Source organism: Bradyrhizobium sp. Cp5.3, assembly GCF_000426265.1.
GTDB classification, from domain to species: domain Bacteria; phylum Pseudomonadota; class Alphaproteobacteria; order Rhizobiales; family Xanthobacteraceae; genus Bradyrhizobium; species Bradyrhizobium neotropicale.
The window spans coordinates 105,673-122,394 of sequence record NZ_AUFA01000004.1 but is presented as its reverse complement, the minus strand read 5'-3'; the positions used below and the strand labels follow the sequence as shown (position 1 = coordinate 122,394).

At 64.6% G+C, this 16,722-nt stretch carries 15 protein-coding genes; 4 read left to right on the top strand and 11 right to left on the bottom strand.

What is annotated here, in order from left to right; genetic code table 11:
* Nucleotides 1–11: 11 nt before the first annotated feature.
* The 3 genes from K289_RS0108300 to K289_RS0108290 are packed head-to-tail and all read right to left on the bottom strand — an operon-like array spanning nucleotide 12 to nucleotide 3,562.
* Nucleotides 12–929, bottom strand: coding sequence for an ABC transporter permease (locus tag K289_RS0108300; RefSeq protein WP_027551072.1), 918 nt, complete (start codon nucleotides 927–929; stop codon nucleotides 12–14).
* The gene (locus tag K289_RS0108295; RefSeq protein ID WP_027551071.1) at nucleotides 916–2,007 is read right to left on the bottom strand and encodes an ABC transporter permease; all 1,092 of its coding nucleotides are present in this window, start codon (nucleotides 2,005–2,007) and stop codon (nucleotides 916–918) included. Before K289_RS0108295 ends, K289_RS0108300 begins: the two co-directional genes overlap by 14 nt.
* On the bottom strand, nucleotides 1,991–3,562 hold the full coding sequence (locus K289_RS0108290) for an ABC transporter ATP-binding protein (RefSeq protein WP_027551070.1): 1,572 nt from the start codon (nucleotides 3,560–3,562) through the stop codon (nucleotides 1,991–1,993). Before K289_RS0108290 ends, K289_RS0108295 begins: the two co-directional genes overlap by 17 nt.
* Before the next feature lie 571 nt (nucleotides 3,563–4,133).
* Between K289_RS0108290 and K289_RS0108285 the strand changes: the two genes are divergently transcribed.
* Nucleotides 4,134–5,240: a hypothetical protein gene (locus tag K289_RS0108285; protein WP_027551069.1), complete on the top strand. Its 1,107-nt coding sequence runs from the start codon at nucleotides 4,134–4,136 to the stop codon at nucleotides 5,238–5,240.
* Between the two features lie 163 nt (nucleotides 5,241–5,403).
* Here the strand turns inward: K289_RS0108285 and K289_RS0108280 are convergent, their stop codons facing one another.
* From K289_RS0108280 to K289_RS0108255, 6 genes are read right to left on the bottom strand one after another with little or no spacing between them, the layout of a single operon-like run.
* Complete coding sequence (locus tag K289_RS0108280; RefSeq protein ID WP_027551068.1) at nucleotides 5,404–5,889, bottom strand: nucleoside deaminase; 486 nt, start codon at nucleotides 5,887–5,889, stop codon at nucleotides 5,404–5,406.
* 13 nt (nucleotides 5,890–5,902) lie between these two features.
* The gene (locus K289_RS0108275) at nucleotides 5,903–7,435 is read right to left on the bottom strand and encodes an ABC transporter ATP-binding protein (protein WP_027551067.1); all 1,533 of its coding nucleotides are present in this window, start codon (nucleotides 7,433–7,435) and stop codon (nucleotides 5,903–5,905) included.
* Nucleotides 7,432–8,115 (bottom strand): cysteine hydrolase family protein, encoded by a 684-nt coding sequence (locus tag K289_RS0108270; protein WP_027551066.1) that lies wholly within the window; start codon nucleotides 8,113–8,115, stop codon nucleotides 7,432–7,434. Before K289_RS0108270 ends, K289_RS0108275 begins: the two co-directional genes overlap by 4 nt.
* Before the next feature lie 25 nt (nucleotides 8,116–8,140).
* Complete coding sequence (locus K289_RS0108265; protein WP_027551065.1) at nucleotides 8,141–9,067, bottom strand: ABC transporter permease; 927 nt, start codon at nucleotides 9,065–9,067, stop codon at nucleotides 8,141–8,143.
* A 1-nt stretch (nucleotide 9,068) separates the two neighbouring features.
* Entirely contained in the window at nucleotides 9,069–10,181 is a 1,113-nt protein-coding gene (locus K289_RS0108260; RefSeq protein WP_027551064.1) for an ABC transporter permease, read from the bottom strand.
* Nucleotides 10,178–11,287: a BMP family ABC transporter substrate-binding protein gene (locus tag K289_RS0108255; RefSeq protein WP_027551063.1), complete on the bottom strand. Its 1,110-nt coding sequence runs from the start codon at nucleotides 11,285–11,287 to the stop codon at nucleotides 10,178–10,180. The genes K289_RS0108260 and K289_RS0108255 overlap by 4 nt, the downstream gene beginning before the upstream one ends.
* Nucleotides 11,288–11,692: 405 nt before the next feature.
* Between K289_RS0108255 and K289_RS0108250 the strand changes: the two genes are divergently transcribed.
* Together K289_RS0108250 and K289_RS0108245 are read left to right on the top strand one after the other, a co-directional pair.
* Nucleotides 11,693–12,967: an allantoate amidohydrolase gene (locus K289_RS0108250; RefSeq protein ID WP_027551062.1), complete on the top strand. Its 1,275-nt coding sequence runs from the start codon at nucleotides 11,693–11,695 to the stop codon at nucleotides 12,965–12,967.
* A 102-nt stretch (nucleotides 12,968–13,069) separates the two neighbouring features.
* Complete coding sequence (locus K289_RS0108245) at nucleotides 13,070–14,443, top strand: hypothetical protein (protein WP_027551061.1); 1,374 nt, start codon at nucleotides 13,070–13,072, stop codon at nucleotides 14,441–14,443.
* A gap of 18 nt (nucleotides 14,444–14,461) precedes the next feature.
* Here K289_RS0108245 and K289_RS0108240 read toward each other — a convergent pair whose 3' ends face one another.
* A complete protein-coding gene (locus tag K289_RS0108240; protein ID WP_027551060.1) occupies nucleotides 14,462–15,781 on the bottom strand; it encodes a dicarboxylate/amino acid:cation symporter in 1,320 nt (439 codons plus the stop codon).
* 162 nt (nucleotides 15,782–15,943) lie between these two features.
* Nucleotides 15,944–16,165, bottom strand: coding sequence for a hypothetical protein (locus K289_RS0108235; RefSeq protein WP_027551059.1), 222 nt, complete (start codon nucleotides 16,163–16,165; stop codon nucleotides 15,944–15,946).
* Nucleotides 16,166–16,534: 369 nt separating this feature from the next.
* Between K289_RS0108235 and K289_RS0108230 the strand changes: the two genes are divergently transcribed.
* Complete coding sequence (locus tag K289_RS0108230; protein ID WP_027551058.1) at nucleotides 16,535–16,717, top strand: hypothetical protein; 183 nt, start codon at nucleotides 16,535–16,537, stop codon at nucleotides 16,715–16,717.
* Nucleotides 16,718–16,722: the final 5 nt, after the last annotated feature.

The window sequence follows — 16,722 nt, the reverse complement described above, 5'->3', positions numbered from 1 at the left end:
TACGGAAAAAATCAGCGGTCGGGCACGAATACGGTGCCGAGTGCGGCCGGCGCGGTCGAGCCACCGGTGCGCGCGCGGGACAGCAGGACCAGAACGATGATGGTCGCGAGATACGGCAGCGCCGACATGAACTGCGAGGGAATGCCGACGCCCCAGCCCTGCGCGTGCAGTTGCAGGATCGTCACCGCGCCGAACAAATAGGCGCCGACGACAAGCCGCCCCGGCTGCCAGGATGAGAACACGACCAGCGCCAGGGCGATCCAGCCGCGACCGGCGGTCATGCCGGGAATGAAGAACGGCGTGTAGGCGAGCGGCAGATAAGCGCCGGCAAGCCCGGCGCAGGCGCCGCCGAACATCACGGCCAGGGTGCGGATGCGCAGCACGGGATAGCCGAGCGCATGCGCGGAGAGGTGGTTGTCGCCGCAGGCGCGCAGGATCAGGCCCGGCCGGGTGCGGTACAGGAACCACCACACGCCGACGATCAACGCCAGCGAGAGATAGACGAAGGCGTCCTGGCCGAACAGCACGTGGCCGATGAAGGGGATATCCGTGAGGCCGGGAATGTCGAGATGCGCAGCCGGAGTGATGCGCTCGCCGACAAAACCGGCGCCGATCAGGCCGGAGAGGCCGACGCCGAGGATGGTCAGCGCGAGGCCGGTCGCAACCTGGTTGACGGCGAGCCCGAGCGCCATCAGCGCGAAGATCAGTGACATCAGGGTCCCCGCGACGATGCCGCAGAGCGCGCCGACCAGGATCGAGCCGCTCAGCCAGGCGCCGGCAAAGCCGCAGGCCGCGCCCATGATCATCATGCCCTCGACGCCGAGATTGAGCACGCCGGAGCGCTCGGTCAGGAGCTCGCCGGTCGCCGCAATCAGCAGCGGCGTCGAAGCGGCGAGCACCGACAGGATGATGGCCTCAACCAGCTCCACGGGTCACCTGACGGTTCGAGAAGACCAGCCGGAAACGGTAGAGAATGAGGGAATCGCAGGCGAGCACGTAGAACAGCAGAATGCCCTGGAAAACCTTGGTGACGTCCAACGGGATCTTCATTGCGATCTGGGCCTGCTCGCCGCCGATAAAGGTCAATGCGAGGAACAGACCTGCAATTAGTATTCCAACCGGGTTCAGCCGGCCGAGAAAGGCGACGATGATCGCGGTAAAGCCATAGCCGGGCGAGATGCCGGGCTGGAGATGTCCGACGGGACCAGCGACCTCGATGATGCCGGCGAGGCCCGCCAGTGCGCCGGAGACCGCGAAGGTCAGGATGACCAGCTGGTTGGCGTTGAAGCCGCCGAACCGCGCCGCGCGTGGCGCCGCGCCCACCACACGGATCTCGAATCCCTTGATGGTACGCCCGAGCAGGATCGCCGCCGCAGCAGCCACCAACAGCGCGATGATGGAACCGAGATGCAGCCGGCCACCCTCGAACAGCAGGGGAACGGTTGCCACCGGATCGAATTCCGCCGTGGTCGGGAAGTTGAAGCCGTGCGGATCGCGCCAGGGCCCGCGCACGAGGTAGTCGAGGAGGAGGTCGGCGACATAGACCAGCATCAGGCTGGTCAGGATTTCGCTGGCGCCGAACTTCACCTTGCAGATTGCCGGAATGAGCGCGTAGAGCGCGCCCGCGACGGCTGCGAGCAGCAGCATGGCCGGCAGCACCCAGGCCCCGGCATCGGTGCCTTGTGTCTTCACCGCGATCCAGCTTCCGGCCACCGCACCGATGAGGAATTGCCCCTCGGCGCCGATGTTCCAGGCGTTGGCGAGATAGCACAGCGACAGCCCGATCGCGATCATCACCAGCGGCGTCGCCTTCACTGCGATCTCCTGCAGCGAATAGCCGTCGGTCAGCGGCGCGATGAAATACGCATCGAGCGCGAGCAGCGGATTCTTACCGAGGATCGCGAACAGGATCACCATGGTCAGAAGCGTCAATCCGATCGCGATCAGGGGAGAGACCAGCGCGATCCTGCCAGAGCGCTCGGCACGCTTCTCAAGCACCAGCTGCATGCACGGCCTCCTTCGGCTCCAGACTGCTGCCGCCCATCAACAGGCCGAGTTTTTCGCGCGTGGCTTCGCGGGTCGGCAGCGGCACCGACAGCCGTCCGTGGAACATCACGGCGATGCGGTCGGTGATTTCGACGAGCTCGTCGAGGTCCTGACTCGTGACCAGCACCGCTGCGCCCTCCGTCGCCAGATCAAGCAGTGCCTGGCGGATCACGGCGGCCGCGCCGGCGTCGACGCCCCAAGTGGGCTGGCTCACCACCAGCACCGCCGGGTTGCGCAGGATCTCGCGACCGACGATGAATTTCTGCAGATTGCCGCCGGAGAGACTTGCCGCTTCCGGATCGCGCTTGGCCTTGCGCACGTCGAACGTCTCGGTCGCCTTGTCGACGGTCTTCAGTGTCGCTGCGGTGTCGATGAAGCCGTGACGAACCATGCGGCTCGCGGCGTGGCCGGTGAGCAACGCATTCTCCGACAGCTTCATGCGCGGCGCGGTGCCGTGGCCGAGCCGCTCCTCCGGCACGAACGCCGCGCCCAGCTTGCGCCGCCCGGTGATCGAGAGATGGCCGGCGGCGATGCCTTCGATCACCACGGTGCCCGGGTCTTTCGACAGTCGCTCGCCGGAGAGCGCGGCGAACAGCTCGTCCTGCCCGTTGCCGGCCACGCCGGCGATGCCGAGGATCTCACCGCCCTTCAATTCGAACGAGACGTGTTCGAGCCGCACGCCATGCGCCTCGGCTGGCGCCAGCCAGAGATCGTTGACGACCAGCCGCGGCACCGTGGTCTGCCGGCCGGCCGCGGCCCTCACTTCCTTGATCTCGCTACCCACCATCATGCGCGCCAGCGAGGCCGCGGTCTCGAGCCGTGGGTTGCAGGTCGCGACCTTCCTCCCGGCGCGCAGGATGGTGGCGGTGTCGCAGAGCCGCTTCACCTCGTCGAGCTTGTGACTGATGTAGAGGATGGCGCGGCCCTCAGCCTTGAGCCGTTCCAGCACGATGAAGAGCTGATCGGCCTCCTGCGGCGTCAGCACCGCGGTGGGCTCGTCCAGGATCAGGAATTTCGGATCCTGCATCAGCGCGCGGACGATCTCGATGCGCTGGCGTTCGCCGACTGACAATTGCCAGACCTCGCGTTTGGGATCGAGCGGGAGGCCGTAGGTCTTCGACACCTGCGCGAGCCGCGCCGACATGTCCTTGAAGGACTCACTCCCGTCGAGGCCGAGCGCGACATTCTCGGCGACGGTGAGATTGTCGAACAGCGAGAAGTGCTGGAACACCATGCCGATGCCGCGGCGGCGTGCGTCCGAGGGACCGGACAGGACGATCGGCCGACCCTGGCAGCTAATCTCGCCGGCGCTGGGCTGGATCAGCCCGTAGATCGCCTTGACCAGCGTCGACTTGCCGGCGCCGTTCTCGCCGAGCAGCGCATGGATCTCCCCGGGCCGGATCTCGATGTCGATAGAGTCGTTGGCGACGAAATCACCATAGCGCTTGGTGAGCCCGCGCGTCTGAAGCAGCGGCGGTTCGCCGGAATGCAGGCCGTTGGGCGTCGGGTCTAACATGCGCTGGTACACTTGCAGGGGGTGAGTTGCCTCAATTGTGGGCTAGTTTGAACTGCCGCGTAAGATGTGAAAAAGCGCCATCCCTTGCTCAACGCTTTGGCAGGCGCCGGCGTTCGCGAGGCGTGTCCATGTCAGGGAGCGGGAAAGGCGGCCAGTTGTGGTCTGGAAGGCTGCCGCGATCGCCGAGACGGGCCGCGCCTGTTGCAATTTTGTGACGGTTCAAACCAAATCGGAACCCGCTGTGCAGGCTTGACGAGAAGTTGAGCAGCAGCGTCGCCATCCCTGCATGCATCGCCACGACGCGAAAGCGACCGCCGTACTGCGCGATCGATGCTTCGCGCGACGCCTAGAAAAGACCGAAAAAACCAAACGGGAATGTTCGGCAACGAGCATGCGTCAAGCGCACGCAAGCAGCGCGCGTGACGCCTGCAAATCCGCGATGAGACGCTGCGTGCTGCCGAAACATACGGCACGCCCTGGAAAAAGATGAGGCTTCTCACTCCGGGATATCGGCGCAAGTGTCGCACCCAAGGGCGGTCATTTCTAATTGTCAAACTTGGGGGTCTTCAGAATGTCGTTTCGTTACATGGCAATGGCAGCAACGATGCTGTCACTTGCTACGCTGGCCAATGGTGGCCCAGCTCTCGCGGCGGATTTACCGGTCAAGGCCGCCAAGAAGCCGGCCGATCTTCCGTTCTTCCTCGTGATCGATAACCGCGTGACGTTCTCCTGGATGCCCAAGGGCACTGATCCCGGCATGTGGAGCGTCAATCCGAATGGCAGCATCAACGGCACCACCGCCAAGCAGGTCTATTCCTTCACCCACTTCGACCTGTGGTCCTACGGCACCAACTTCTTCACCATCTCGATGTTCAAGTCGGGTCACAACGACCCGGCCTCGCCCTGCACCGCGCCGGGTGTGACCATCAGCGGCGCCGCCGGCAACTGCGCGGGCGCCACCGAAATCTACGGCCTGTTCCGCTCGACCTTCGGCTGGAACGAGCTGTTCAACACCAAGGCCTTCACCATGGGGCCGCTGCACAACGTCTCGTTCGAAGTCGGTATGGACGGCAACAGCGAGAACACCTTCCTCGCGCCGGCCAAGCGCGACGTCGTCGCCGGTCTGCAGTTCGCCTTCGACCTTCCCTACAAGGGCTACATCAACGTCGCGCCGTTGATGTACTGGGAGTTCTCGAACCACAATGCCTTCACCCAGTGCGGACTGTTCGTCGCCGGGCCCGCGGGCGTCGCCTGCAACTCGGATGGCAATGTCAGCTACAACCCGACCTGGGCGGTCGAAATCAACTACTACATGGACCTCGGCTTCCTGCCGCCGAGCATGCAGTTCTGGTCGATCAGCGGCCGCGCCGGCTGGTACGGGCCGAAGGGTGACTCGAATGGCCTCCCTGCGCTCTCGGGCATCGGCCGCTTCTCCACGGCGTCCAAGACTGAGCTGAACAGCGAGCCGATACGCCTGACCTTCGATGCCGCGAAGGCGGTGTGGGGCGACAAGTACTCGCACTTCGTCGACCTCTGGGTCGCCTATCGCTACTGGCAGAACAAGTTCGGCCTCGACCACAACGCCATGCCCGGCGTCTGCACAGTCGCCGCGACCGGCCAGAGCACCAAGAGCTGCACCGAGTCCACGGTTTATGGTGGCATCACCATGAAGTTCTGATCGGCGGACGGACCTGAGGATGGCGTCGCGCGAGAATGCGCGGCGCCATTTGCACGTCTGCCGTAGGGTGGGCAAAGGCGCGTTGCGGCGTGCCCACCATCTCTCCGGAATCACGGTTCGCAATAGGTGGGCACGCTGCGCTTTGCCCACCCTACGACACAGCTTACCTCGTCCACACGCCGTCATGCAGCGCTTCGGCCTCATCCTCGAGCAGCGGGCCGACCACCTCCGTGGGGCGCTGGCCGCTGGCGAAAACCGTGCGGCAAGGCAGGTCGAGCGTGGGATTTTCCGGGTGGTTGCCGGTGACACCGCGCAGGCGGTGCTCGCTGAGGCCATAGACGACGCGGCCGATGCCGGCCCAGTAGATCGCGCCGGCACACATCGCGCAGGGTTCGGCCGAGGAATAGAGCGTCGCCTTCGCCAGCACCTCGGGGCTGAGCGTGCGGCAAGCTTGCGTGGCTGCTAGGCGCTCGGCATGCGCGGTGCCGTCGTGGTCCGGCATGTAGCCGTTTTCGGCCTCGATCAGCACCTTGCCGCCCGCATCGACCACAACGCAGCCGAAGGGATGGTTGCCATGGGTGAGCGCGCGGCGCGCGACCGCGAAGGACAGGCGCAAGAACTGTTGGTCGCGTTCCGATGCGGCGCTCATCGCTGCTCCGCGGTCAATGTCCCGCCATGTGACGGCCGACCACGGTCAGGTCGGCCTCGCTGGTTCGTGCTTCATACACGAATTCGCCGTGGAACATTACCACCAACCGATCCGACAGTTCGAGCAGCTCGTCGAGGTCCTCGCTGACCAGCAGCACCGCGGCGCCGCGATTGCGGGCGGCCATGATCTCGGCGTGGATCTGCGCCACAGCCGCGAAGTCGAGCCCGAAGCAGGGATTGGCCGCGATCAGCACCTCGACGTCTCCGGCGAGCTCGCGGGCGAGCACGGCGCGCTGCACATTGCCGCCCGACAGCGCCGAGATCGGCGTCTCCGGCGTGCGGGTCTTGATCTTGTACTGTGCGATCTTCTTCCTGGCGTCGTCGCGGAAGGCGCCGCGGTTGAGCCACCAGCCGCCGCTTGCGAAGGGCGCGCGGTCGAATTCGCGGAAGGCGATGTTATCGGCGACGCTCATGCCGCCGACGCAGGCGTTCTTGAGCGGCTCTTCGGGCAGCAGCGACATTCTGTGCCGGCGCATCTCCTCGCGGCTGGCGTGATAGGGATCGCCCGCGACGCGGATCTCGCCGCTCTCGGCCTCGCGCTGGCCGGCCAAGACCTCGACGAGCTGGCGCTGTCCGTTGCCGGAGACGCCGGCGATGCCGACGATCTCGCCGGCGCGCACTGTCAGCGAGACGTCGTGCACGGCAATGGCGCCGGCATCGTCGAGCGCGCGAAGCTTTGCCAGCTCCAGCCGCGCCTTACCGGCTTCGCCGGTGCGCGGCGGCTGCACCGTCAGCTCCTCCGCGCCGATCATGGTGCGGGCCATCGCATCCGGCGTGAGCTCGGCGACCTTGCCGTGTCCGGCGAGCTTGCCACGGCGCAGGATCGTGACCTCGTCGGCGAAGGCCATGACCTCGCGGAACTTGTGAGTGATCATCAGGATCGTCAGCTCGCCCTTCACGACCATGTCGCGGAGCATGCCGAGCACCTCGTCGGCCTCCGCAGGCGTCAGCACCGAGGTCGGCTCGTCCAGGATCAGGAAGCGGCGCTTCAAATAGAGCTGCTTGAGGATCTCGCATTTCTGCCGCTCGCCGGCGGAGATGTCGGAAACCTTTGCGCCGAGCGGCACCTTGAAGGGCATTCGGGCCAGGAAGGCCTCGAGCTCCTTCATCTCCTTCGGCCAATTCACGACGGCCGGTACGTCGTCACGCGCCAGCACGAGATTTTCCGCAACCGTCATGGCCGGCACCAGCGTGAAGTGCTGGTAGACCATGCCGAGCCCGAGCGCGTGGGCATCCTTGGGATTGCCGATCGCCTGCTCGCGGCCACCGACGAGGATGTCGCCTTCGGTCGCGTGGTAGTAGCCCATGATGCATTTGACGAGCGTCGACTTGCCGGCGCCGTTCTCGCCGAGCAGCGCATGGAAGGAGCCGGGGCGCACCTTCAGCTCGACGTTGTCCAGCGCCAGGAAGTCGCCGAAGCGCATGGTCATGGCGATGGCGTCGACGCCGAAGGCGCCTGACGGCGGGGGCGTCTCGCCGATGATCACGAGATCGTTCCGATAAAGGCATCGGATGTCGAGACCGCACCGAACACGCCGCCCTGCATCTTGATCATCTTCAGGGCATGGTCGTGGTTGCTCTTGTCGGTCGCGCCGCAGCAATCGTGTAGCAGCACGCATTCGAATCCGCGGTCGTTGGCCTCGCGCATCGTGGTGTGGACGCAGACGTCGGTGGTGATACCGGTGAGCACGATGTTCTCGATGCCGCGTACGCGCAGGATCAGCTCCAGATCGGTGGCGCAGAACGAGCCCTTGCCGGGCTTGTCGATGACGGGCTCGCCCGGCAGCGGCGCGAGCTCGGGGATGATTTCCCAGCCGGGCTCGCCGCGCACCAGGATGCGGCCGCACGGGCCGGGATCGCCGATCCCGGCACCGATCTGGCGCGAGCGCCAGCGCTTGTTGGCGGGCAGGTCGGACAGATCGGGGCGGTGGCCTTCGCGGGTATGGATGATGTGGAACCCCTGCTTGCGCATCACTGCGAGCAGCTTCTTGATCGGCTCGATCGGCGCCCGCGTCAGCGAGAGATCATAGCCCATCTTGTCGACATAGCCGCCGACGCCGCAGAAATCGGTCTGCATGTCGATGATGACGAGTGCCGTGTTCGCAGGCCGGAGATCGCCGTTGTAGGGCCAGGCGTAGGGCTCGGACTTGATATAGCGCTCGGGCATGGACGACCTCGTGGATGCGCGGGGATTACCGTGTGATCGAGAGTTCAGCGGGGGCGCCGGTCAGCGTCCGCTTCGGCGAGCAGGTGATGATCATGATCGCCAGCGTCAGAATGTAGGGCGCGGCGTTGAAGAGGTGATAGCCGGAGGTGACGCCGACCGATTGCAGCGCCGGGCCCAGTGCCGCGGCGCCGCCGAAGGCGAGCGAGGCCCACAGGCAGAGCAGGGGATCCCAGCGCGCGAAGATCACGAGTGCCACGGCCGTGATGCCCTGGCCGGAGGACAGGCCCTCGTTCCAGCTTCCGGGATAGAACAGCGACAGGAAGGACCCGCCGATACCGGCGAGGAAGCCGCCGATCATGGTCGCGCGCAGGCGGATCAGCAGCACCGAGTGGCCCATCGCGCGCGCGGCGTCCGAGCTCTCGCCGGCGGTGCGGATCAGGAGGCCCCACCGCGTGGTGCGGAAGGCCCAATAGAGGATCGGTGCGAGCGCGACGCCGATCAGGAAGAGGACGTTGACGCGCAGCGCCGCGCGCAGCTGCGGGATGTCGCTCCACCAGCCGAAATCGATTGCTGGCAGGCGCGGCGCGGTGGGCTCGATCAGCGGCTTGCCGAGATAGAAGGCGAGCCCGGTGCCGAACAGCATCAAGGCGATGCCGACCGCGACGTCATTGACGCGCGGCAGCGAGCAGATGCCGGCATGCAGTGCACCGAGCATGGCTCCGGTAATGCCGGCGGCGAGCACGCCGAGCCATGGCGAGCCCGAGAGGTAGGAGATGCCGTAGGCGCTCATTGCGCCCATCACCAGCGTGCCTTCGAGGCCGAGATTGATGCGCCCGGAGCGCTCGGTGATGCATTCCCCCAAGCTCACGAACAGGAACGGCGTGGAGACGCGAATGGCGCCGCCGAGCACGGCGAGCGGCACGGTCCAGAGTCCGATCGATCCGTCCGCCATGTCAGGACTTGCCTTTCAAGAAGCCGATGCGGCCGTAGAGCGCATCGCTTGCCAGCACGAAGACGAAGATGATGCCTTGGAGCACCAGCACGGACGCATCGGGCAGCCCAAGGCGGCGCTGCAACAGGCCGCCGCTGGCGCTGATGCCGCCGAGCAGGATCGCGACCGGGATGATCGCGAGCGGATTTTGCCGCGCCAGGAAGGCGACGAGGATGCCGGTGAAGCCGTAGCCTGCGGCAAGGTTCGCATTGGTGCGCCCCTGCACCGCCGCGACCTCGACCATGCCGGCAAGGCCCGCGGCGCCGCCGGCGAGAAAGCAGATGGTGAGAATGAGCTTGCCGACGCCGAGGCCGACGATCTTCGCGGCGCGGATGTTGCCGCCGGCAACCCGCGCGGCGAAGCCGAACACGGTGTGATAGATCAGGATATAGGCGGCGACCGCGGCGACCAGGCCGAAGACGAGACCCCAATGCACGTCCGTGCCCGGGATGGTGCCGATCATGTTGACGGCACCGATCTCGCGGGTCGACGGCTTGTTGAGGCTCGCGGGATCCCGCATCACGCCTTCGACGAGATGGTTGAGGATCGCCAGCGCGATGTAGACGAGCAGCAGGCTCGAGATGGTCTCGTTGACGCCGCGATACTGACGCAGCGCGCCTGACAGCATGATCCACAGGCCGCCCCCGATCACGCCGGCGCAGACCATGGCGATCTGAATGACGAGCGGCGGCATGCTCTGAAGCGCCAACGCGGCGCTGGTCGCCGACAGCGCGCCGATCAGAAGCGCGCCTTCGCCGCCGATGATGACCATGCCGAGCTGCGCCGGCAGTGCGGTGCAGAGCGCGGTGAGGATCAGGGGCGCCGCGCGCGTCAGCGTGTTCTGCCAAGAGAACCAGGTGCCGAAGGCGCCCTGGTACATGTAGAAATAGAGATCGAGCGGGTTCTTGCCGAACAGCGCGACGAAGACACCGAACAATGCGAGCGCGCCGACGAGCGCCGCGCCCGGGATCAGAACATACTCGATGGTCGCGCCGTGACGCTGGAGAAATCCCGCATCGGCGGCCGGAGCGACGGCTCCGACCGCACTGACCGGATCCGCCGCTTCCGTCGTCACGAAGTCGCCCCGAGCACGCCTTCGACGAGATAGTCCATCTTCTCGAGCTCGGGATCCTGCTGGCTGCGTTCGGTGCCGGCCGTGATCACCGTGTTGCCCTTGTTGTCGGTGATCGGGCCCTTGAAGATGACGTAGTTGCCGGCCGCGAGCTTCGCCTTGATGTCATCGGCGTGCTTGCGCGCCTCGGCCGAGACCGCCTCGCCATAGGGCGAGACCTTGACGACCTCTTCCTTCAGGCCACCGCGATAGAAGTTCGGGATGACCTCGCCCGCGGCGATCATCTTGACGAACTTCGGATAGAGCACTTCCCAATTCCATTCGGCGCCGGTGAGATAGGCTTTCGGCGCCAGCGCCGACTGGTTGGTGTGATAGCCGCAGACCATGGCGCCGCGGCGCGCCGCGTTCTCGACCATGGTCTTCGGGCCGTCGACATGGCAGGTCAGCACATCGACGCCCTGGTCGATCAGGCTGTTGGTGGCTTCGGCTTCCTTGACCGGCATCGACCAGTCGCCTGTGAAGATCACCTGCGTCGTGGCCTTCGGATTGGCGAGCCTTGCGCCGAGCGTGAAGGCGTTGATGTTGCGCAGCACCTGCGGGATCGGCTTTGCAGCGACGAAGCCGAGCTTGCCGCTCTTCGACGTGTAGCCGGCGACGATGCCGGAGATGTACTGGGCCTCGTCGATATAGCCGAAATAGCTGCCGGCGTTCTTCGGGTCCTTGTCGGACCAGAGGCCGCCGCAGTGCTCGAAGCGCAGCTTCGGGTACTTGTTGGCCATCTTGACCATGTGTGGATTGTAATAGCCGAACGAGGTCGGGAAGAGCAGGGTGGCGCCGTCGAGATTGATCATGGACTCGATCGTCTTCTCGACCGCGTCGGTCTCCGGCACCTTCTCTTCCTCGATGACCTTCAGGCCCGGGATCTTCTTCAGCGCCGCTGCCCCCTGCGCATGCGCCTGGTTGTAGCCGTAGTCGTCGCGCGAACCGACATAGATGAAGCCGATGGTCGTCTCGGCCGCGAAGGCCGGACGGGCGCTGACTGCGGCGCCGAGGGTGAGGGCCGCGCCGCCCTGCAGCAATTGCCGTCGTGAAATCCTGCCAAAATCCATTGGTTGCTCCCTTGGCGGATGAACCGCTTAAATCTCTGGCGGCTGCGCCGGTCTGGCGGAGCCCAAGCCAAGGTGTCGCAAGCTTCGTGCCAGAGGCTAGCGCGGGGGCATTCAGGATTAAGATATTGATTTTACGATAAAAGGAGGTTCGTCTGAATCTTGGGCAGACGAGGTTTTGCTTATTTTTTAGGCTGTATTTTTTAATTGTATGCAAGGGAGTTAAGCAACCTTAACCGGCTGGTGCGTGTGCAGTGTTGGCTGGAAGATCTGCCGGCCGTGGCAACCGTGCTAACCAGTCGCTGACTTGCTCGGGCGCCGGTCGCCGATTTCGCTGGCACCGAATTTGTATCGATTGTCACCGGGACTGCTCCTTGGCGGGTCCTTAGGATGGAAGCTTTGATCGCGATGGCTGCTGGTAGCGCCGTTCAAGATGCATCGCTCGGCGAACAGATCGTGCGCCGGATCGACGAGCTTGCTGGGATCTCGGAAGAGGCGGGCAGGCTCACCCGCATCTATCTCAGCAAGGAGCTGCGCGCGGCCTCGGAGCTCATCCTCGGCTGGATGCGCGAGGCCGGCATGAGCGCACATCTCGATGCGATCGGAAATGTCTGCGGCCGCTACGAGGGCGAGCGTGTGGGTGCGCCTTGCCTGATGCTGGGCTCGCACTACGACACCGTGCGCGACGCCGGCAAATGGGATGGGCCGCTCGGCGTGATCACGGCGATCGCCTGCGTCGCCGACCTCAACCGCCGCGGCAAGCGCCTGCCGTTCGCGATCGAGGTAATCGGCTTTGCCGACGAAGAGGGTGTGCGCTTTGCCTCGACGCTGCTCGGCAGCCGCGCGGTCGCCGGCACTTTCGATGAGAGTGTTCTGAATGTGCGCGACCGTGACGGCGTCTCGATCCGCGATGCGCTCGTGCAGTTCGGCCTCGATCCCGACCGTCTCGGCGCCGCGGCGCGCACCCGGGGCGAACTGCTCGCCTATCTCGAGTTGCACATCGAGCAAGGGCCGGTGCTGGAAGCGCAGAACCTGCCTGTCGGCGTCGTCACCGCCATTGCCGGCGCGACGCGGCTCGCGGCGCGCCTGACCGGCATGGCCGGTCACGCCGGAACGGTCCCCATGGCGCTGCGGCGGGACGCCCTGACCGGCGCCGCCGAGTGCATCGGCGCGATCGAGCAGTTCTGCCGCACCGATGAAAGCGGGCTGGTCGGCACCGTCGGCTATATCCGCGCCATGCCCGGTGCGACCAATGTCATCCCGGGCGAAGTGTCCTTCACCATCGATATGCGCGCGCCGACCGACTTGCATCGCAAGCGCGCGGTGGCCGAAATCGTCCGCCAGATCGAGGCGATCGCGAAGCGCCGGCAACTCGCGCTCCAGCTCGACGTTACCCATGAGAACCGCACGGCACCCTGTGCGCCCTGGCTCAAGGAGCAGATCGCGCAGGCGGTCGCCGCGGAAGGTTTTGGCGTGTTCGAACTGCCGAGCGGCGCCGGCCACGACGGCATGGCCATGATCGTTATCGCCGACGTCGCCATGATCTTCGTCCGGTGCCGCGGCGGCATCAGCCATCATCCCGACGAGCATGTCGATCTGGCGGACACGGACGCCGGTGCGCGCGTGCTATTGCGGGCGATCGAGAATTTTAGGCCGTGGGAGGGCCGCGCCGGCGCGAATTGACCGTCAGGAGCCCGCAAGTCACCGGGTAGAGACACGAATCAGACATGTTTAGAATGGTGACGGCCATCACCGGGATCACGAGACACCAGCCGACTTACGCAGATGAACAGCGACATCTCTTTTCCACCACATCGCGAGAACCGATTTTATCAGGGCATGGCCGCGACCTTCGTCGCCAACGCCATTCAGGCGGTCAACTTTCTCGGTGATCGATTCCTGAGAAAGTCGCATCTATTGTCGACGGCGATCGAGGACCTTTACCGGCACTCGATGGACAGCGCCTTTTCGGTGACCGAGGCTTTCCTCGTCACGGGCGCACCGCACGCATCGGCCTATTACCCACGCGATTTCGCCTGGTTCTATCCCGACGTTCTCGATCCCGAAACAATCATGGATTCGCAGGACGCGATCCGGCGTGTCCGATTGCTTGAAAAAAGCGTCCGTCTGTTGCTGGAGGCAGTTCGTGCCGACGTCGTCACGACGACCATCGTGCCGGCGGGACGCGGCCGGTATCTCGGCGTAAACTATTTCTCGCGGCCCTCGGACACGCTGCTCGGCATTCTGGCGGGTCTCCAGCAGATGATCTCTGCCGAGGAGAGGGCGTCGTCCTATCTGGCGATGTCACAATGTGCACATGCCGGCCGTCTGTTGCTGGCGGAATACGGCGTCGACCTGAAGCGCGCGATCTTGCAGCTCGCAAGCGAGCTGGATTCGTTCGATCACAACGGAGCCAGGTATTTGCTTTGCGATGTCACCACCCCGCGTTCCGCGGCAACGGACACTCGCGCCGAACGCCAGCGTTTCGTGACGAATGCGTGCGTCTACACGACGTTTGTGTGGGGCGTACAGCTCGGAGTGGTCGACGAGAACGAGCTGAAGATGCTGCTCGGGCGTGACCTCGCGCAGTACAAGAGGGACCTGCTCCGTCTGTTCGGCAAGGACGGCTATATCAGGCATTCCCTGGACGGCCCGGCGGACTCGCCGGTGTCCTCGGTTGCGCTGGATTTCGTCAGCGTGCATCGCGGATTTTGGAATCTGAACGATGCCAGCGAGCGCGCGCTGTTCGCGGCCACGACGGATCTGATCATCGCCGAACCGCGGTTTCGCATACCCGGGACGTTCCACTTCCTGGTGTCGGCGGATAATCCACGAAACAAGGTGATCCACAAGATTGCGGCGCCGGCCTACCAGGGGCGTTCCTCCTGGCCGACATTCAACGTCGAATTTGCCGATCGCATGCTGGACTATGATGCAGTTTCAGGGACCGATACCTACCGGTCCTACGCCCAGGGGATATTGAAGGACATTCGTACCGCGACCGAGGTTCACGGCGGATATCAGGAGCTGCTGTCGGAAGAAGGCCTGAAATATCGCACCTGGGCCTATAAGGGCGCGGTTGCTCATTCCTGGTTTCCCCGCTTCCTGTCCGTGTGGAGCAGGGCCTTCGGGACGCCGCTGCTCCATTGGAATGACTGACCCGCCGGGTCGATCTCGCTACCCCGCCGTAACATCCACCATCTCGCCGCCATCAAGCACCTGAGTCGCCTTGGCGCGGTCGAGGTCGCCTTCCCAGGCAGCCACCACGACGGTCGCCACGCAATTGCCGACGAGATTGCCGAGCGCGCGCGCCATGCCGATGAACCAATCGACCGAGAGCACCAGCACGAGGCCGATCGCAGGGATGCTCGGCACCGCGTTCAGCGTCGCCGCCAGAATCACGATCGCCGAGCCCGGCACTCCGTGCGCGCCTTTCGAGGTGATCAGCGATACGCCGAGCACGAGGAGGAGATCGCCGAAGGACAGCGGCGTGTTGGTCGCCTGCGCAATGAAGACGACGGCGAGCGTGAGGTAGATCGAGAACGCATCGAGGTTGAAGGAATAGCCGGTCGGGATGACCAGGCCGACCACGGAATCCTTCACGCCCATCCGCTCCAGCTTCTTCATGATCTGCGGCAGCACCGCGTCGGAGGAAGCGGTCGCCAGCACAATGGTCAGCTCCTCGCGCAGGTAGGCGAGGAATTTGAGGATGTTGATTCCGGCGAGCGCCATCACGCCGCCGAGCACGCCGAGCACGAAGATGCCGACCGAGATGTAGAACAGCATCACCAGCGAGACGAGCTGCTTCAGCGAGCCGACGCCGTACTTGCCGACGGTGTAGGCGACCGCGCCCAGCACGCCGAGCGGAGCCACCCGCACAATCAGGCCCATCACGCGGAACAGCACGGTGGAGGCCGCGTCAATGATGGAGGTGACGAGCTTGCCCTTCTCGCCGCCGACGAGCGCAAGGCCGACGCCGAATAGGACGGCAAAGAACAGCACCTGGAGCACGTCGTTGCGCGACAGTGCATCGAACGAGGTGCTCGGGATCACGTTGAGCAGGAATGCCCCGATGCCGCCGCCTTGCAGCTTGTGGGCGTTATCGGCATAGCTGTTGAGCGCCTTGGCGTCGAGCGCCGACGGATCGATGTTCATGCCGTGGCCGGGGCCGAAGATGTAGGCGAGCAGGAGGCCGACCACGAGCGCGACCGTGGTCATCACCTCGAAATAGACCAGCGCCTTGACGCCGACCCGGCCGACCTTCTTGAGGTCGCCTGCGCCGGCAATGCCGTGCACCACGACGCAGAACACGATCGGTGCCACGATCATCGAGATCAGCTTGAGGAACGCATCGCTGAGGATCTTGAGGCCGATAGCGAAGTCCGGGACGGTCACGCCGAGGATGATGCCCAGGATCAGGGCCGCCAGGACCTGAACGAACAGCGAGGTATAAAGCGGCTTCGGCTCGGTGGCCGGCGCAGCGACGATCGTAGACATGGTGGGCTCCCCCGGTTTGACGCGTCTTGGACGTCAAAAAAGGAGCAACAACCGTGCCAGATTGTCGTTGCCTAAGGCAGGGCAGTCCGATTTCGGAGAGGAGAAAAAGAGACTACCTTGCTGTTGGGGTCTTCGTCCGGCCCGCGCCAGAGGCAACCTTCGTCATGCCACAAGATCCAGCAGCCGGCACGATCCCCGCACCAGCACCTTGCGCCCGGTCGGCGTTATTGCGGGCACGCCATCGTTGATAACGATGAGGCCGAGCTTGACCAGGCCTTCGACGACATAGGCCTTCGAGAGGCGGCCGGTCGACGCCGGATTGCGAAGTCCCTTCAGCACTTCCCATTGGTCCGATGAAAGATCGAAGTCGACGTCGTTGCTCATGCTGCCTCAAGCGATAGTACGGTTCGCACGCACCACTTAGCCGCGGTGCATGAAAACCATGCGACGACATTGAGTCCGGAATTCGGTGAGGTGTTTGGAACCTCTCTTCACAAATTGCCGCACTTCATTGCACCACAAGAGCTTCATTGCGCCACAAGGGTTAAGATCGTTCGCGTATGAAGATCGTCCCAGTTCTTCGATCACTAATTGCTGATCCGCACTTGATGTTGCGCCGCGAACTACCGCAGTGCACGGGAAGCACGCCTGTCCCATTCTGGTCGCGATGTGCACAGAAATCTGAAACGAGCCCTTCAAGACTCTGTTACGGTGATTCCCGAGGAATGGCTTCACACGGCAGGAGTGGAGTGCATGAACAGGCTGGTGGAAATCCGCAGTCAGGAGTCCCTCTGTCGCGAACGTGCGGCGTTCGATTCAGAGCGCCGGGGTTTCTGGCTCGCGCAGGCCGAGGAATGGAAACAGCGCGGGCTGGACGAAATCGCCTATCACTTCCGGGAATGCAATCATGCCCACACGGAGCTGGCGCGAGGCTGACCGCC

Bases quoted from the DNA above. Each gene is read 5' to 3' on its own strand.
- K289_RS0108295 (WP_027551071.1), bottom strand. From the start codon at position 2,007: ATGCAGCTGGTGCTTGAGAAGCGTGCCGAGCGCTCTGGCAGGATCGCG.
- K289_RS0108290 (WP_027551070.1), bottom strand. From the start codon at position 3,562: ATGTTAGACCCGACGCCCAACGGCCTGCATTCCGGCGAACCGCCGCTG.
- K289_RS0108285 (WP_027551069.1), top strand. From the start codon at position 4,134: ATGTCGTTTCGTTACATGGCAATGGCAGCAACGATGCTGTCACTTGCT.
- K289_RS0108280 (WP_027551068.1), bottom strand. From the start codon at position 5,889: ATGAGCGCCGCATCGGAACGCGACCAACAGTTCTTGCGCCTGTCCTTC.
- K289_RS0108270 (WP_027551066.1), bottom strand. From the start codon at position 8,115: ATGCCCGAGCGCTATATCAAGTCCGAGCCCTACGCCTGGCCCTACAAC.
- K289_RS0108265 (WP_027551065.1), bottom strand. From the start codon at position 9,067: ATGGCGGACGGATCGATCGGACTCTGGACCGTGCCGCTCGCCGTGCTC.
- K289_RS0108255 (WP_027551063.1), bottom strand. From the start codon at position 11,287: ATGGATTTTGGCAGGATTTCACGACGGCAATTGCTGCAGGGCGGCGCG.
- K289_RS0108250 (WP_027551062.1), top strand. From the start codon at position 11,693: ATGGCTGCTGGTAGCGCCGTTCAAGATGCATCGCTCGGCGAACAGATC.
- K289_RS0108245 (WP_027551061.1), top strand. From the start codon at position 13,070: ATGAACAGCGACATCTCTTTTCCACCACATCGCGAGAACCGATTTTAT.
- K289_RS0108240 (WP_027551060.1), bottom strand. From the start codon at position 15,781: ATGTCTACGATCGTCGCTGCGCCGGCCACCGAGCCGAAGCCGCTTTAT.
- K289_RS0108235 (WP_027551059.1), bottom strand. From the start codon at position 16,165: ATGAGCAACGACGTCGACTTCGATCTTTCATCGGACCAATGGGAAGTG.
- K289_RS0108230 (WP_027551058.1), top strand. From the start codon at position 16,535: ATGAACAGGCTGGTGGAAATCCGCAGTCAGGAGTCCCTCTGTCGCGAA.